The sequence below is a fragment of the Streptomyces sp. NPDC005962 genome, from assembly GCF_040629205.1.
GTDB lineage: Bacteria > Actinomycetota > Actinomycetes > Streptomycetales > Streptomycetaceae > Streptomyces.
The window spans coordinates 258,639-273,466 of sequence record NZ_JBEXVE010000005.1; the positions used below are offsets into that span (position 1 = coordinate 258,639).

General features: G+C 70.1%; 17 protein-coding genes and 1 pseudogene. 11 read left to right on the forward strand and 7 right to left on the reverse strand.

The genetic code is table 11. From position 1 onward, the window contains the following. Nucleotides 1–26 precede the first annotated feature (26 nt). The 3 genes from ABZ370_RS11460 to ABZ370_RS11470 all read right to left on the reverse strand — a co-directional run bounded on the left by ABZ370_RS11460 (nucleotide 27) and on the right by ABZ370_RS11470 (nucleotide 3,858). Complete coding sequence (locus tag ABZ370_RS11460; RefSeq protein WP_358619168.1) at nucleotides 27–1,364, reverse strand: TRAP transporter large permease subunit; 1,338 nt, start codon at nucleotides 1,362–1,364, stop codon at nucleotides 27–29. Beyond that, on the reverse strand, nucleotides 1,361–2,869 hold the full coding sequence (locus tag ABZ370_RS11465) for a DUF1932 domain-containing protein (protein WP_358619169.1): 1,509 nt from the start codon (nucleotides 2,867–2,869) through the stop codon (nucleotides 1,361–1,363). The genes ABZ370_RS11460 and ABZ370_RS11465 overlap by 4 nt, the downstream gene beginning before the upstream one ends. A gap of 131 nt (nucleotides 2,870–3,000) precedes the next feature. Further along, nucleotides 3,001–3,858, reverse strand: a complete 858-nt coding sequence (locus tag ABZ370_RS11470; RefSeq protein ID WP_358619171.1) for an alpha/beta fold hydrolase — start codon at nucleotides 3,856–3,858, stop codon at nucleotides 3,001–3,003. Between the two features lie 96 nt (nucleotides 3,859–3,954). On the opposite strand from ABZ370_RS11470, the gene ABZ370_RS11475 reads away from it, so the two are divergent. The 3 genes from ABZ370_RS11475 to ABZ370_RS11485 all read left to right on the forward strand — a co-directional run bounded on the left by ABZ370_RS11475 (nucleotide 3,955) and on the right by ABZ370_RS11485 (nucleotide 5,113). Next, nucleotides 3,955–4,338 (forward strand): helix-turn-helix domain-containing protein, encoded by a 384-nt coding sequence (locus ABZ370_RS11475; RefSeq protein ID WP_358619172.1) that lies wholly within the window; start codon nucleotides 3,955–3,957, stop codon nucleotides 4,336–4,338. Between the two features lie 74 nt (nucleotides 4,339–4,412). Next, complete coding sequence (locus ABZ370_RS11480) at nucleotides 4,413–4,673, forward strand: CopG family transcriptional regulator (protein WP_358619173.1); 261 nt, start codon at nucleotides 4,413–4,415, stop codon at nucleotides 4,671–4,673. Further along, entirely contained in the window at nucleotides 4,670–5,113 is a 444-nt protein-coding gene (locus tag ABZ370_RS11485; protein WP_358619175.1) for a PIN domain-containing protein, read from the forward strand. The genes ABZ370_RS11480 and ABZ370_RS11485 overlap by 4 nt, the downstream gene beginning before the upstream one ends. Nucleotides 5,114–5,115: 2 nt before the next feature. Here ABZ370_RS11485 and ABZ370_RS11490 read toward each other — a convergent pair whose 3' ends face one another. Then, nucleotides 5,116–5,313 carry a hypothetical protein gene (locus ABZ370_RS11490; RefSeq protein WP_358619177.1) on the reverse strand — a complete coding sequence of 66 codons (198 nt, stop codon included), beginning with the start codon at nucleotides 5,311–5,313 and terminating at the stop codon, nucleotides 5,116–5,118. Between ABZ370_RS11490 and ABZ370_RS11495 the strand changes: the two genes are divergently transcribed. Then, nucleotides 5,312–7,285, forward strand: coding sequence for an NAD-binding protein (locus ABZ370_RS11495; RefSeq protein WP_358619179.1), 1,974 nt, complete (start codon nucleotides 5,312–5,314; stop codon nucleotides 7,283–7,285). The two genes, ABZ370_RS11490 and ABZ370_RS11495, sit on opposite strands and share 2 nt — an antisense overlap. Nucleotides 7,286–7,405: 120 nt before the next feature. Here the strand turns inward: ABZ370_RS11495 and ABZ370_RS11500 are convergent, their stop codons facing one another. After that, nucleotides 7,406–8,449 carry a right-handed parallel beta-helix repeat-containing protein gene (locus ABZ370_RS11500; protein ID WP_358619181.1) on the reverse strand — a complete coding sequence of 348 codons (1,044 nt, stop codon included), beginning with the start codon at nucleotides 8,447–8,449 and terminating at the stop codon, nucleotides 7,406–7,408. 337 nt (nucleotides 8,450–8,786) lie between these two features. Here ABZ370_RS11500 and ABZ370_RS11505 point away from each other — a divergent pair, with 337 nt between their 5' ends. The 3 genes and pseudogenes from ABZ370_RS11505 to ABZ370_RS11515 all read left to right on the forward strand — a co-directional run. After that, on the forward strand, nucleotides 8,787–9,335 hold the full coding sequence (locus ABZ370_RS11505; protein ID WP_358619183.1) for a CrcB family protein: 549 nt from the start codon (nucleotides 8,787–8,789) through the stop codon (nucleotides 9,333–9,335). Beyond that, on the forward strand, nucleotides 9,332–9,706 hold the full coding sequence (gene crcB, locus ABZ370_RS11510) for a fluoride efflux transporter CrcB (protein WP_358619185.1): 375 nt from the start codon (nucleotides 9,332–9,334) through the stop codon (nucleotides 9,704–9,706). Before ABZ370_RS11505 ends, crcB begins: the two co-directional genes overlap by 4 nt. 199 nt (nucleotides 9,707–9,905) lie before the next feature. Beyond that, a pseudogene (locus tag ABZ370_RS11515) lies at nucleotides 9,906–9,992 on the forward strand (heavy metal transporter CzcB); the annotation flags it as partial. A 232-nt stretch (nucleotides 9,993–10,224) separates the two neighbouring features. On the opposite strand, the gene ABZ370_RS11520 reads toward ABZ370_RS11515, so the two are convergent. Continuing rightward, entirely contained in the window at nucleotides 10,225–10,728 is a 504-nt protein-coding gene (locus ABZ370_RS11520) for an RICIN domain-containing protein (protein ID WP_358619187.1), read from the reverse strand. 383 nt (nucleotides 10,729–11,111) lie between these two features. After that, nucleotides 11,112–11,684 (reverse strand): dihydrofolate reductase family protein, encoded by a 573-nt coding sequence (locus tag ABZ370_RS11525; RefSeq protein WP_358619189.1) that lies wholly within the window; start codon nucleotides 11,682–11,684, stop codon nucleotides 11,112–11,114. Nucleotides 11,685–12,078: 394 nt separating this feature from the next. Here ABZ370_RS11525 and ABZ370_RS11530 point away from each other — a divergent pair, with 394 nt between their 5' ends. The 4 genes from ABZ370_RS11530 to ABZ370_RS11545 all read left to right on the forward strand — a co-directional run bounded on the left by ABZ370_RS11530 (nucleotide 12,079) and on the right by ABZ370_RS11545 (nucleotide 14,825). Continuing rightward, nucleotides 12,079–12,624 carry a hypothetical protein gene (locus ABZ370_RS11530; protein WP_358619191.1) on the forward strand — a complete coding sequence of 182 codons (546 nt, stop codon included), beginning with the start codon at nucleotides 12,079–12,081 and terminating at the stop codon, nucleotides 12,622–12,624. Between the two features lie 106 nt (nucleotides 12,625–12,730). Continuing rightward, nucleotides 12,731–13,273 carry a UTRA domain-containing protein gene (locus tag ABZ370_RS11535; RefSeq protein WP_358619192.1) on the forward strand — a complete coding sequence of 181 codons (543 nt, stop codon included), beginning with the start codon at nucleotides 12,731–12,733 and terminating at the stop codon, nucleotides 13,271–13,273. Then, nucleotides 13,270–14,049 carry a GntR family transcriptional regulator gene (locus ABZ370_RS11540; protein ID WP_358619194.1) on the forward strand — a complete coding sequence of 260 codons (780 nt, stop codon included), beginning with the start codon at nucleotides 13,270–13,272 and terminating at the stop codon, nucleotides 14,047–14,049. The genes ABZ370_RS11535 and ABZ370_RS11540 overlap by 4 nt, the downstream gene beginning before the upstream one ends. Nucleotides 14,050–14,147: 98 nt before the next feature. After that, on the forward strand, nucleotides 14,148–14,825 hold the full coding sequence (locus tag ABZ370_RS11545) for a pentapeptide repeat-containing protein (protein WP_358619196.1): 678 nt from the start codon (nucleotides 14,148–14,150) through the stop codon (nucleotides 14,823–14,825). Nucleotides 14,826–14,828: the final 3 nt, after the last annotated feature.

Here is a 14,828-nt window from a genome sequence, read left to right on the forward strand (position 1 = left end):
GCACGACCTTGCTGTGATGGAGCGGATCAGACGGGGAGCACGCCGGTGGCCACCGCGGCGCCGATCAGCAGGATCGGCAGGCAGTAGTAGCCGACGAGGGGGATGAAGGTGCGGGCCGGGTTGACTCCGGCGATGCCGCTGGCCACGTAGATCGGGGCTCCGGACGGCGGCGAGGCGCCCTCGGTGGAGGCGAAGATCAGTACGGCGACGCAGGCGGTGGCGGCGGGCACCCCGGCCTCGGCCAGCGAGGAGACGGCGACCGGGCCGATGGCGGCCATCGTGGCGCTCGCGGTGAGCGGGATGGCGACGGCGACGACGATCACGCCCACGATCAGCGCCATGGCCCACTTCGGCGCCTCCAACTGCCCGAGCGCATCGGTCAGTTGCTGTGGCAGCCCCAGCTCGCCGAGGACATTCGAGGCCGAGAACGCGGCCACGATCGTGACGCCGATGACACCGAACTGCGGCGCCGCCCCTTCCAGCAGCGTCCACCACCCGCGGCCCGAGCGGGGCAGCTGGCGGCGGCCCAGGAACAGCACGATCCCGATGAGCAGGACCGGTATCCAGGTGATCAGGCTGATCGCGTCCGACATGGTGGCGCCGACGTAACGGCCCAGTTCGCCACCGGTCGGCCCCCGGGTCAGCAGCAGCGGCACGATCATCCCGGCGAACAGGAACAGGCTGGTCCACCCCGCGCCCAGGCTGACCCGGAGCGGCAGCAGATCGGCGCGGTCCATGGGCTGGATCTTGTGGCGGCGGATCATCCAGAACGCCGCCAGCAGGCGGTAGCCCAGGCACCACAGCCCGCCCAGGAACAGCGGCGTCACGATGTCGTCCTTGGACACCAGCGCCGCCACCCCGGCCGAGCCCATCAGGATGAACATGGTCGAGCTGAATGGAAAGGTGACGCCCATACCGGCGCCACCGGCCGCGACGGTGGCGGCCAGCTCGCCGCTGACCTTCGAGCGCTTCATCCACGGGATGGTCACCGAGCCGACGGCGGCGGTGACGGCCGCTCCGACGTGGGCGATCGCGCCGAAGATGCCCGCCGCGACGGTCGAGGTGTACACCGGTCCGCCCCGGAGGCGGCCGAGCAGGGAGTTGAGGATGTTCAGCAGCTGATCCAGGACCGGCGTATGGCTCAGCAGGTAGCTCATGAACACGAAGGCCAGGGCGGCGAACGTGACCTCCTCCCGCATCGCTTCGGCGAACGCGTCCCACATGACGTGGCCGATGTCGCCGCCCGCGAAGAGGCCGGTCACCACGAAGCCGACGAGGAGCGCTTCGCCGATGTTCCGCTTCAGTACGGCGTTCCAGACGATGATGGCCGTCATGTAACAGACCAGGGCCCATATCGCGATCATGCTGCTTCTCCTGCCGGTGCGTCCGCGGGCGACGTGTCCGAGGGCGAAGTGTCCGCGGGCGGTGTGCCCTTGGGCGATGTGGCCGCTGCGGGCGACGCGTCCGCGGCTCGTGCGCCCTTGGCCGGTGCGTCCGCGGCGCGTGCGGCGGCCCGGATACCGGCGCGGCGGCGTGCCTCGTCGGCCTCGACCGCGCGCGCCGCGACCAGTGCCGACTCTGCCTCCTCGGCGGGGAGCACGGCCACCCCGTCGCCGTCCGCGACGACCAGGTCACCCGGCCCGCACACCACACCCCCCACGGCGACGGCGACGTTCACCCTGCCGGGACCGTCCTTGTACGGCCCGGCGGGTGTGACCGCACGCGCCCACACCGGGAAGCCGATCTCCTCCAGGACCTCCACATCGCGGGCGGCGCCGTCGAGGACCATGCCGACCACGCCGCGGGCCTGGGCGCGCTCGGCGATCAGCTCCCCGATCAGGGCGCGGGAGGTGTCCCCCTCGCCGTTGACCACGAGCAGGTCACCGGGGGCGGCGATCCGCAGCGCCTCGTGGATGGCCCGGTTGTCCCCGGCCCGCGTCAGCACCGTCAGCGCCCGGCCGACCGCGCGGGCGCCGCTCCACAGGGGGCGGATTCCGGAGTCGAGCAGGCCCAGCCGGTCGCGCGCGTCGCCGATGTTGGCGGTCGGCAGCCCTTCGTAGGCCGTCAGCAGTTCCTGGGTCACCAGCGGTGCGGCCCGCAGTCCGTCCGGCCGGGCGGCGCGGGCGTGCAAGCCGCTGATGGCCTGGGCCAGGGCCGCGTCCAGACCGAGGTCCACCATCAGGTCGGCCGCGGCGGCCACCTCGACGGCTCGCCGCCGCCCATGCTTGAACGTTCCCGCGTACAGCCGTTCGAGCGTGGCCTCGCCGTCCGTGAGCTCCTGGGTGATCTGACGGCGCACCCACTCCTCGTCACCGGCGGCGCGGCCCGCTTCCACGGTCTGCGCGATGACCGCGCCCAGCCCCTTCATGAACAGGCTGCGCAGCAGCTTGCGGGCCGACGCCGCCCCCGGCTCCGCGCCCAGGTCCTCCACCGTCGCCCCCAGCGCCCCGAAGTGTTCCGCCACCGTCGAAGCGCCCCGGCCGCTGGCCACCAGCGCCGTGCGGTGGCGGTACGTCGGCACCGAGCCGATCACGGATACGTCCGCGAAGACCGCTCGTCCGCCCTCGGCGACGACGCCGTCGATCGTCCGCTTGAGGTCGGGCGCTCCGGCGTTCATGTCCGCGAAGACCGCACCGGCCCGCAGATGCGGCGCCGCCTCCGCCGCCACCGCCGCGGCCGCGACGGCCCCCGTCAGCCCGAGCACAAGATCGGCCCCGGCGACCGCTTCCGCCACACCGCCCGCGCGGAGGACGCCGGGCGGCGTCGGCACGTCGCCGGGGTCGTACCCGGCCACGGACCAGCCGTGTTCCGCGAAACCGGTGGCGTACAGCGCCCCGGCCTCGCCCAGCCCAAGAATTCCTACCCGCATCGACATCCTCGCTCTTATCGCACAGTGATAACTTTTCTCACTGGGAGTGGGAGGATGGTGCCCACGCCGAAACCCGGCGTCAAGGGCTGAGCGCGAACCGGTTCGCCGCCGTCCGGCCGTCCGGCCTCGGGCTACGACGAGTGGCCGTCCGCCAGGAACGGGCGGACCAGGGCGAGCAGGGCTTCCGGCCGGTGCAGCGGGATGATGTGGCCGCAGTCCTCGAGGAGATGACCGGTGAGGTCGTCGGCGAGCGGACGCAGCTGGCGCTCCAGCGCCGTACCGACGGGATGGGCGCCGACGGCCATCGTCGGCACGGTGAGCCGCGCCGAGGCGGTGGCCCGCCGGATCTGCTCGGCGCTCTCGGGCAGGGCCCGGTAGGTGGCGAAGGCGCGGCGCAGCGCGTCCCGGCCGGTGTGGGCGCGGACGAACGCGTCCCGGATCTCCGGCCGCACCCCGTCACCGAGGGTGCCGGTGTCGAGGAACCAGTCGACGTAACGGTCCTCATGGCCCTCGATCACGCTCTCCGCCAGGCCGGGCACGGCATGGAAGCCGAACCACCAGGGCGCGCCGTGCGCGAGGAAGTCCTCGGCGCCGGGCTCGCGGCCCAGCAGGGACTCCATGACGACGAGCTGTCGCACGAGGTCGGGGCGGCGCAGCGCCAGGAGGAACGCGGGCGGGGTGCCCGCGTCGATGCCGATCACCGCGGCGGGGCCCGCGTCCAGCGCCTCCAGCAGCCCGGCGGCGTCGTCGGCGAGGGAACCGGCGTCGTAGCCGCGCTCGGTCCGGCCGTCCTCGCTCCGGCCGTCTGCGCTGAGCCAGCGCAGATCCGGTGCGATCAGCCGGTACCGGTCGGAGAGTCCGGCCATGACATCGGTCCACACCTCCCAGGTGTGCGGGAAACCGTGCAGGAGCAGCACGGCCGGTCCCCGACCGGCCACGGCCACATCGAGATCGACGCCATGGACGGAAACGCGGCGAAGAATAGTCACGGATTCTCCCCTGGTAACGAATAGTGACAACCCAACGCTAGGTAACTAGCCTGGTCAGGCCAAGAACGCACTTTCCCCTCAGGTGGTGAGCTCCAGGTGACCAGGGCCGAGCGCGGTGACCTGTTCGATCCGGACTGTCCGACCCGCCGACTGCTGGACCGCATCGGCACGAAATGGACGTCGATGGCGGTCAAGGTGCTGGCCGAAGCCGCCCCGCAGGAGGTCCGCTTCGCCGACCTGCGGCGCCGCATCCCGGGCATCTCGCAGAAGATGCTCTCGACCACCCTGCGCAGCCTCGTCCGCGACGGACTGGTGGCCCGCCGCGTGGAGCCGACGGTGCCGCCGAGCGTGTACTACCAGCTCACCGAACTGGGCCGGTCCCTCGAAGACCCGCTCGCCCGCCTGCGCGCCTGGGCGGAGGAGAACATGCCGCGGATCGACGACAACAACCGCCTCGCCGACGAGGATCCCACCTCGTAGTCGGTCGGCGTCTCGCGACGACCGCCGGGCGGGAGCGACATACAACAATCTGGTACATGGGCTACGCTTGGTACATGTCCATGAAGCGCACCAATGTCTATGCCGACCCCGAAGATCTCGCCGTCATCAAGGAAGCGGCCAAGCGACGCGGCATCAGTGAGGCCGAGATCATCCGACAGGGCATCCATCTCGCCGCCATGGCCAATCGCGTATGGGACGAGCCGTTGTTCTCCCGAACCTTCGCCGGTCCCGGGCGCACTCTCGCCAAGGACGAGGTCCGTGATGCCGTCGCCGATGCCGCCCAGCGCGAAAGCGACGCGGGAACCGCTGCGTGATCATCGTCGTCGCCGACACGTCCGGCCTGCTGGCCGCGCTCGATTCCACCCACCCGGAGCATGAAGCGGCACAGGAGGCGATCATGGCTGCCGGGCTGCTCGTCATGTCCCCACTGCTGCTCGCCGAACTCGATCACGTGGCCACCCGCGAACTGGGCCGTGAGGCCGCGGTCAGCGCGATCGACGACATCCGGGGCTGGATGCGCCGCGGCCGGGTATCCGTACCCGAGATCACCGAGGGGCACCTCGGCGTCGCCCAGTCCGTCCGGTCCCGCTACCTGGCGCTCGACCTCGATCTCACCGACGTGGTGAACGTCGCCCTGGCAGCCGAGTACGACACCGACGCGATCCTCACCCTGGACCGCCGGGACTTCCGTGCCGTACGTCCTCTCGGCCACCACAAGGCGTTCCGCGTCCTGCCCGACGATCTTCCCCTCTGAACTCAGGGCCCGCTGAAGCCGGAGCCGTCGCCCGCCGCGTCCTGGGTGGAGCGCATCCCCAAGATGAGGGGCGCGAGGGAACGGTCGTCCGTACTCCCGTTGACCTTGAGCCGACCGCCGACATCATCGACCAGCAACGGGGGCTTCGACGTCGTGTTCTCCTCATCCGCCGCACCGCCAGGACCGGCCGCACCGCGCATGATCGTCTGCGGTGACGACGCGCTCGCACACCGCCTGGCCGCCGAACTCCATGGCGTCTACCGGGCACGCGTGACGGTCGTCATCCCGGGAATCCCGGGCGGTGTTCCGCTGGCGGAACCCACGGGGCAGCGGCTGGCGGGAGGCCCCGCCGCCACCCTCTTCGGCCGGTTCACCGCGGCCGTCGGACGGGTTCCGCTGCCCCGGCAGCCCGCGGCCGGTCCCGTGGCCGATCCCGAGGCCGACGGCGACCCGGACGCGAGCGCGCGCGTCGTGGAGGCCCACGCCCTGGACGACGGCGTGCTGACCGAGGCGGGGGTCGAGCACGCGACGGCGCTCGCCCTGGTCCATGACGACGACGAGACCAACATCCACGCCGCCCTGCGCGCCCGCCGCCTCAACCCCCGGCTGCGGCTGGTCATCCGGCTCTACAACCGCAAGCTCGGCCAGCACCTGGAAGACCTCCTCGACCAGGCCGCACGGGTCGCCGACCCCGGCATGGACCCGGCGGAGCTGGACGCCGCCGCCACCGTCCTGTCGGACGCCGACACCGTGGCCCCCGCACTGGCCGCCACCGCCATCGCGGGCACCAGCAAGGTGGTGCAGGCCGACGGGCTGCTGCTGCGCGCGGCCGAGCGCACCCCGCCCGGCCCCGACGAGATCAGCGACCCCGGCCTGTGCACCCTCGCCCTGCTCTCGTCCACCACCAGCGACCCCGGCGGCAGCGAGGGCTCGGACAGCAGCGACGACGGGCCCAGACTGCTGCCCGGCGACGCCGAGGTCGCCGCCGCCACCGGCCGCGGCACGGTGGTGCTCGACGCCGTCTCCGCCACCGGGTCGCCCATGCCGCCCCAGCGGTTCGGCAGCCGCAGCCTGCCCCTGGCCTCGCTGTTCTCCCGCCGACTGCGCTGGTCCGTCGCCGGAATGGTGATCGCCGTGCTCGCGCTCACCATCGCCTCCTGGCGGCTCACCGGAGACGGTCTCGTCCACGCGGCCTACCTCACGGTGCTGGACGTCCTGGCCATCGACGAACCGGCCCTCGACGAGCCGACCGCGCGCAAGATCCTCCAACTGCTGTCCGGGCTGACCGGACTGCTCCTGCTGCCCGTCCTGGTGGCCGCCGCCTTCGAGGCGCTGGGCACGTTCCGCACCGCGTCCGCGCTGCGCCGCCCCCCGCGCGGCCTCTCGGGCCATGTCGTCCTGCTCGGCCTGGGCAAGGTCGGCACCCGCGTCCTGGCCAGACTCCGGGAGATGGACATTCCCGTGGTGTGCGTGGAGGAGGACCCCGGCGCGCGCGGTATCCCGCTGGCCCGCAGGCTGGGCGTGCCGACCGTCACCGGCGACGTCACTCAGGAGGGCGTCCTCGAAGCCGCCAAGATCCAGCGCGCCCACGCCCTGTTGGCCCTCACCAGCTCCGACACCACCAACCTGGAAGCGACCCTCTACGCCCGCTCCGTCGAACCCCGGCTGCGGGTGGGCCTGCGCCTGTACGACGACCAGTTCGCCACCGCCGTCTACCGCACCCTGCGCGCCGCCCACCCCCAGGCCCTGACGCGCAGCCGCAGCGTCTCCACCCTGGCGGCGCCCGCCTTCGCGGGGGCGATGATGGGACGCCAGATCCTCGGCGCCATACCGGTCGAGCGCCGCGTGCTGGTCTTCGCCGCCCTGCACGTCACCGGACACCCGCAGCTGGAAGGCCGTACCGTCGCCGAGGCCTTCACCCCGGGCGCCTGGCGGGTGATCGCCCTGGACACGGCCGAACCCGCGGACCGCCAACGCGACCTGGCCGCCGCACCCCCTCACGACGGCGACCCCCGCGAACCCGGCCTGGTCTGGGACCCCCACCCCGGCTATGTCCTGCGGCCCCAGGACCGCGTAGTCCTGGCCGCCACCCGCCAGGGCCTGGGCGAACTCCTCGCCGACCACCCATCCCCCCAACCGTCCTCCCAACCCTCCTCCCCACCTGACGTCTGACCGAAGGGCATCGCGAACAGCCACGCGCGGCGGAAGGGCGGGACCCCGGGACCACTCCCCGGGCCCCGCCCTTCCGCCGCGCTCGTGGCCGCGTTTCCGCGCGGTTTCAGCGCAGGGGGTCTACTTGGGGTCCTTGACGTCGTCGTCGGGCAGGAACTTCTGCGAGGGCGGCGGGGCGACGCTGGTGGTGGAGTTGGTGCAGCCGGGGACGCTGCCGTCGGGGGAGCAGTTGTCCGGGGCGTTGTCGACGACCCTGGTGCGGGTGAGCGTGACGTGACCGTTCGCCTCGTTGAGGATGCCGCCACCGGCGGTGATCGCCGTATTGCGCGTGACCAGGCTGTCGACAAGCGTGGCGGTGCTGGCGAGGTTGGAGAGGCCCGCGCCCGTCACCGCGATGTTGTCCCTGAGGGTGCTCGACTTCAGGTTCACGGTGGAGCCGTTCGGGTTGCGGATGCCGCCGCCCACCAGGGCGGTGTTGCCCTGGATCGATACGGACTCCAGGGTCGCCGTACCCACGATGTTCTCCAGGCCGCCGCCGTTGCTGTTGACCGCCCGGTTCTTGCGCAGGGCGCCGTCCTTCATCGTCATCGTGCCGCCGCCGTCGTTGGCGACGCCGCCGCCGAAGCTGGCCGAGGCGTTGCGCTCGACGGTGGTGCGGTCCAGGGCGAGCTGTCCGCCGATGTTGTAGAGGCCGCCACCGGTGGCGGCGAAGTTGTCCTTGATGACGCTGTCGTTCAGGTTCAGCGTGCCCCGCTCGTTCAGGATGCCGCCGCCGGTGCCTGTGCTGAGGCCGCCTCGGACCGTGAGCGACTTCAGGGTGAGCGTGCCGTCCTCCACCACGTGGAAGATCCGGAAGCTCTCCGCCGCGTCCGGGTCGCGCCGAATGGTGGTGTCGCGGCCGGAGATGGTCACATTCCCGGTGATCTCCGGAAGCCCGTCGTCCGTGTTGTCCGGAGCGGTCAGGGTGTAGGTGCAGCGGGGCGCGAGGGTGATGCGACCGCCGTTGGTGTTGGCGTCATTGATCGCGTCCACCAGGCCGGGGATGTCGTTGCACCGCACTCGGGTCCCATCGTCGGCACCGGCCGGTGCGGTCGGCAAGACCGCAAGGCACAGCCCTGCGCCGACCGCGGTTATCGTGGGGCCGTACGGGAAGATGATCTTCATCGTTACGCCTTCCTCAGCGCTGGAGCGAAGCGGCACATCACCGGCGGCAGCGGCGATGCCGATCAGCCGGGATGACGAGATATTGATTCATTTGTAACGACAAGTGATCGCTCGCTCACCTGGTGTACGGCCAAACGGTTCTGGCTGCCGGGCCCGCCGGTGGCCCGGCCAGGGGCGGGCCCAGTACCCTGGCGATCGGCGGTGGCCGTGTCCGGCTGCCGCACGGCGGTGGGGCTCGCCGTACCCGAACCGCGGCACCGGACGCCGCCAACGGTCCCTACTTGTGACGGCACGCGCCCCTGCGCGGGTGCCCGGTGCGAGTAGGAGACACGTACGCATGACAGCCCCCCGCGATCAGATCACCGAGCCCGTCGCCTCTGACGCCTCCGTCGCCTCCGACGCCTCCGTCGCCTCCGACGCCTCCGACGTCGCTCTGTCGGTGCCCGCACAGCGCCACGAGGTGGCCCACGGGCAGATGGCCATCGTGGCGGTGGTCGCGGTCGGCGGCGCGATCGGGGCGGCCGCCCGCTACGGAGCCTCACTGCTGTGGCCCACCGCACCCGGCACCTTCCCCTGGACCACGCTGACCGTGAACGCGGCCGGCTGCGCCGTGATCGGCGTGTTCATGGTCGTCATCAGCGACGTGTGGGCCGCCCACCGGCTGGTACGCCCGTTCTTCGGCACCGGCGTGCTCGGCGGCTTCACCACCTTCTCCACCTACGCCGTCGACATCCAGCGCCTCGCCGTCGACGGCCACGCCCGCACCGCCCTGGCCTACCTGGCGGCCACCGCGCTGACCGCCGTAGCCGCCGTGTGGTGCGCCGCGACCGTGACCCGCCGCGTGATCTCCCGGAGGTTCTTCGCCGGAGAGAAGGACCCCCGGTGAACTGGCTGCTCGTCATCGTCGGCGCCATGGCCGGTGCGCCGCTGCGCTACCTGACCGACCGCGCCGTTCAGGCCCGCCACGACACCGTCTTCCCCTGGGGCACCTTCGCCGTCAACGTCACCGGCTGCCTCATCCTCTCCACGCTGACCGGCGCGGTCGCCTACGCCGCCGCCCCCCACCCGCTGCAACCGCTCCTCGGCACCGGGCTGTGCGGGGCGCTGACCACCTACTCGACGTTCTCCTACGAGACGCTGCGACTGGCCGAGTCCAGCGCGAAGTTCCTCGCCGTCGCCAACGTCATCGCCAGTGTCGTCGCCGGACTAGGCGCCGCGTTCACCGGTGCCGCCCTGGCCCAGGCCATCTGGGGCTGAGCACCGGGTCTGGGGCTGAGCACCGGAACAACGCCAACACCGCCGGGTTCCCCGTACCCGGGCAGGATGCCGCCTCGCGTTCACCCGCCGGGCGCACATACCTGCTTACCGCGCTGCGACGGCGCTGACCGCCACCGTGAGGAGCGCGCGGGGTGGCCGGAACATTCCGTCCACCCCGCACCACGCATCCCGGGGCCGTCAACGGGGCAGGCTCGCCGAGGGCGACCGGGCTGTGCGGATCGCCGAAAGCTGCGCGTCCCAGGACGCCCGGCGACCGGCCGCGCGTCGGCAAGCTGATCAACGCGGCGCAGGAGGCAGGGCCCGGCAGAGCCTGGACCGGCTACGCGAGATGGGGGTGCTCACCCCCAGGGTGCGGACCGCTCAAGCGGCTCGACCTGGGCATGATGGCCAGCGTAACGGGCGTCCGAAGCCACAAAAGGTGGCTTCGGACGCCCTTTCACGTGGTCGGGCGTGTCAGATGGCGCTGGTCTCGCGTGTTGCCCCGCCCTGAAGTGAGGTCAGCGGACGTCGAACGAGTGGATTTGGTAGGTGTTGGGGTTACAAGGGAGCACCCGAGCATAGGAGGGTGCGGTGGTGGTAGTTGGGTTCAGACACTTGTTGTGGGCCACGTTGCGCAGCTGGTAGCGGCTGGGCTTGCTGGAGTCCACCATGGTGAAGATCTGCTCCTCCCACCGGGAATCGCACGGACGCTGCTGGAGAGCTTCCGAGTCGCCGCCGCCCACAGCGGTGACGCACATGTCGCTGTTGAGATTGCGCAGCAGGAAGGTGTCGCGGGTGACCGGATCGATGGCCCACTTCTGGGCCAAGTCGTTGGTGTCGTCCTGGTACTGGATCTGGGCACCACCGACCGTCGAGTTTCCGGCGACGCCGAGGACGAAGCCAGCCTGCCAGTTGCGGACCTTGGTGCCGCTCAACGGCCCCACCGCGTCCGCGGTGCCCACCCCGAGAACGGTCGCACTTAGCGCCACGGCGACCATGATGCAGGCAGATCGAATGCGCATGCAGGACTCCTCCGCTTCGAACTGATCACATTACGTGTCCAGCTGGATACGCAACGTACTGTTCTCGGGAGTCCCCCGACAATGCCACGATGGAGTGACTCGACTCCTGGTCAGGCGGCCCTCAGCGGCGACTCAAGGGTGCAACCAAAGCCGCTGGCAGGGGTAGTCGCCGACCGGCCGGAACAGACACAGACCTCCGCCTCCGTCCACTCCCCAGAGCGGTCGCCCGCCCCGGCGTCGACGCGGTCCTCAAACCCGCCCAAGCCTGGCCAACCCCGGCTGCGGATCATGCCCAGTGAGGGCACGGCTCGGGCACGACCACGGCATGCCCTGGGCGGGAGGCCGCTTCGCAACGGCCGCTTGGACGTGCCAGGACAGCACAGCTAACGCGCCACGCGGTAGCGGAGGTAGACGATTCTCGAGCCTCTCGAGCCGAAGGTGCGGGTCTCGACGAGTTCGAGATCCACCCGGCGCTCGTGCTGGGGGAAAAACGGAATGCCACCGCCAACCAGCACCGGGTAGACCCTGGGCCGGTACTCGTCGATCAGACCCAACGCGGCCGCCTCGGCGGCGAGAGCCGCGCCGCCGATCGCGATCTCGCCCTCCCCCGGCTCGGCTCGCAACCGCTCGATCTCCTCCGCCAGACCGCCGGAGGCCAGGCGGGCATTGCCCTGCACGGCCGACAGCGTGGTGGAGAACACCACCTTCGGGAGCGGCTTCCAGATCGCGGCCCACTCGAGCATGGAGTCGTCGAGCGATGGGTCCTGGTCGGCGGTCTCCCAATACAGCATCGTCTCGTACAGCCGTCGCCCCAACAGGTGGACGCCGACCTCGCGAATCTCGTCGGTGACGAAGCGAAAGACCTCCTCGTCGGGAGCCGACCAGCCGAAGCCGCCGTCCGGCCCGACGATGTAGCCATCAAGCGAAATGCCCATCGAATAGGTCACGCTGCGCATCAGCAGTCCTCCTCGGTGACGGGTTCGACAGTAAGACCGCCGGCCGCCGCAGAACTCATCGCGACTCGCGGGCTCCCCTGGCCTCACCCGGTTCCTTCCGGACCTGCCCGTCCCGGCGTGCCCCGGCGGCCTACTGCTTGTAGCGGGTAACGAGAATCGAACTCGCGCTCTGGGCTTGGGAATCACGGGGCCTCATGGGCGCGAACAAGCTCTCACCTGCGGGAACGGGCGTCCTCCAGGCCGAAGCTCTCGGTCAAGTCCTGGCCTGCTGTCGCGAGGACGTGCAGCCGTTGCCGGTGCGTTGGTTGCTGTACTCCGCTGCTGTACGCGCCTTGCGTGAGTCATGTAGTCGTATGGTCTGCGGCAAGGGGCATGTTGGCCAGGAGGCGGGGGTATGTCGGGACAAGTATTCACATTGATCGGTGTGCTCGTCGGCGCGGCAGGCTCTTATGTAGTCACGGCCTTGACCGAGCGGGCACGCTGGAACAGAGAGTTGGCAACGCGCTGGGATCAACACCGTTTGGAATCGTATCTCCGGTACGCCGACGCGATTAAGAGATTTGTGTCAGTGGCTGGACGGCTGGCGGCAGAGAAAGGGCTGTTTAATCTGCCACAACCAGTTGGCGAAGAATCCGGCCTGGAAATGCTCGCGCAAGCTGAGATGGACCGGGGTTACGCGTTTGAATCGGTACTCCTGATGGGTGATCCGGAGACCATATCTGCAGCTAGGTCCATGCAGCGCTGGGCCTGGGTTCTTGAGCAGTTTGCTCGGGGTGTCCGTTCCGGTTCTGCTGAGGACTGGACAGGTGCATATGGGGAGTTCCAGGAGGCCCGTGATGCTTTCTATATCTCCGCCCGGAAAAGCTTGGGGGTCTCTGCTCCGTTTCGGCTACGCGCCGAAGACCCGGTCATCATGGGACCGGATCCACGGCAGATGTAAACACTGTTGGCGGTCGTCTTGAACCCGCAGAGAAGGTTGTAACTCGCCTCTTACCGTGTAAAGCGGCAAGGTTGGCGAGTCCGATCAAGCCCTTAGGAGGGGTTCGGTGCCTGGCGACGCGTGGGTCAGTACCTCGATGCCTTATCTGCGGCCGACTGCCGGAGGGCAGGGTGACGTGTGGGGGCAGGAAGCCGCGGCGCGTGGCCGTCGGGGCACGCAGCGGATCGTGGGAGCGGGGGAAGCGCCCGCGCCGGAGGCGGTGGCCCGACTGCTCGGGCTTGCGGAGGGGGAACGGGTCGTCGTGCGGCGGCGGATCATGTACCTGGACGAGCAGCCGTGCGAGCTGACCGACTCCTACTACCCGGCCCACATCGCGGCCGGTACCGCGCTCGCGGGCACCGCGAAGATCCGCGGCGGAGCGATGGCGTTGCTCGCCGAACTGGGGTTCGTGGGGCAGCGCGTGCAGGAAGACGTGACGGCCCGGATGCCCGATGAGGAAGAGCGGGAACTGTTGCGGACCGCCGCCGACGAGCCCGTGCTGCGGCTGGAGCGCGTCGTCCTCGACCGGGACGAGCGGGCCATCCAGGCCGACTTGATCACCATGCCCGCCCACCGGCAGCGTCTGCGCTACGAACTCACGATGGGATGACCGTGCCCAAGGCCGAACAGGACGCCGTCGACCGGCGCTCGCTGCACGAGCGGATCGCCGCCGATCTACGGGACGAGATCATGTCGGGTGACCTCCGCCTCGGCGCGAACCTGCCGTCCACCGCGCAGCTCAAGGAACGGTTCGACGCCTCGAACGCGACCGTCCAGAAGGCACTGCAGCTACTGAAGGATGAGGGCCTGGCGGTTGGCCGCGCCGGAGCGGCCGTCACCGTACGCGAGCACCGGCAGCGCACCATGCGCCCCGCCTCATACATGGCCCCGGCCGCGCCCGGTCAGCCGTACCGGTGGATCAGCGAGGCCGCCAGTCACCAGACGCGCGGAAGCGGCCGACTCCTCGACGTGGCCGAGGTCCGGCCGCCCACCGATGTCGCCGAAGCGCTGCGGCTCCCGGAGGACGGCACCGCGCTGCTACGCACGCAGGTGTTGCTCATGGATGACGAACCGGTGGAACTGGTGAAGTCCTACTACCCGCTGGAACTGGCCCGCGGAACGGCGATGATGGACCGCCGCAAGATCAAGGGCGGCACCCCGGCCCTCCTCGCGGAACTGGGCTACCCGCCCCGCCTCAGCGTCGACAAGGTCTCCGCCCGCGTACCGACGCAGGAGCAGTACACAGTGCTCGGCCTGCCCGGCAATCTTCCGGTGCTGCGCACGCTCCGGGTGGTGTACAGCGACGACGAGCGCCCAATCGAGGCCACGGTCATGGCCAAGGCGGGTCACCTCTACGAGCTCCAGTACGAGTTCACGCCTTCCTGACCATTTCCTGGGCAACGGGGCGCTCACCGGCCCGGCGATCGGTGCTGGGCCTCGGTCGTTGAGCGCGTGGACTGTTGGCGTAATCGACAGAATCAAGGATGTCGTTGAAAGCCGTGGTGGGGGAGATCGTGTCATCTGGTAGCGATAAGAACTGGAAGCCGACTGTGCTCCCGGCCGATCCGGAAGCCACGCGGCAACTGCGGGAATGGCTCGCCTCGGAGGAATACAACCTCAATGGCATAGACCGCGACTTCCGGGGAGCTGACCTCTCGGGCGGGGACTTCTCGCAGGCATGGTTCACCGATGCGGTCCTCGTGGGGGTGCGACTTGTCGGCGCGTCCTTCTACCGGGCCGACCTTCGGTCGGCGGATCTGACCGGGGCGGATCTGACCGGAGCGGATCTCGTCAAGGCGAACCTGGACGAGGCCGTGCTCCGATCGGCGCGGCTCGACGGGACGGACATGGTCGGGGCTTCGCTGTACGGTACCGACGCGTCGGGAGCGAGCTTCCACGCAACGCGGTTCCTCGCTGCTTCGCTGATCGACACCGATATGAGGGGGGCGGACCTGACCGATGCCGTCCTTGCCGAGAACATCTTTCAGATCAAATGCGACGACTCCACGGTGATGCGTGGCCTGACAGGCACCGTTTTCGGGCCGGTCACCGTCTTCAGTGGCGAATCGCCCCGAGAACTGACCGGCACCGAACTCGAGGCATGGATCGCTGAGCGCGGTGGACAGGTGCGGGTAATTCCTCCGTACCGCACACCGCAGTAGGGC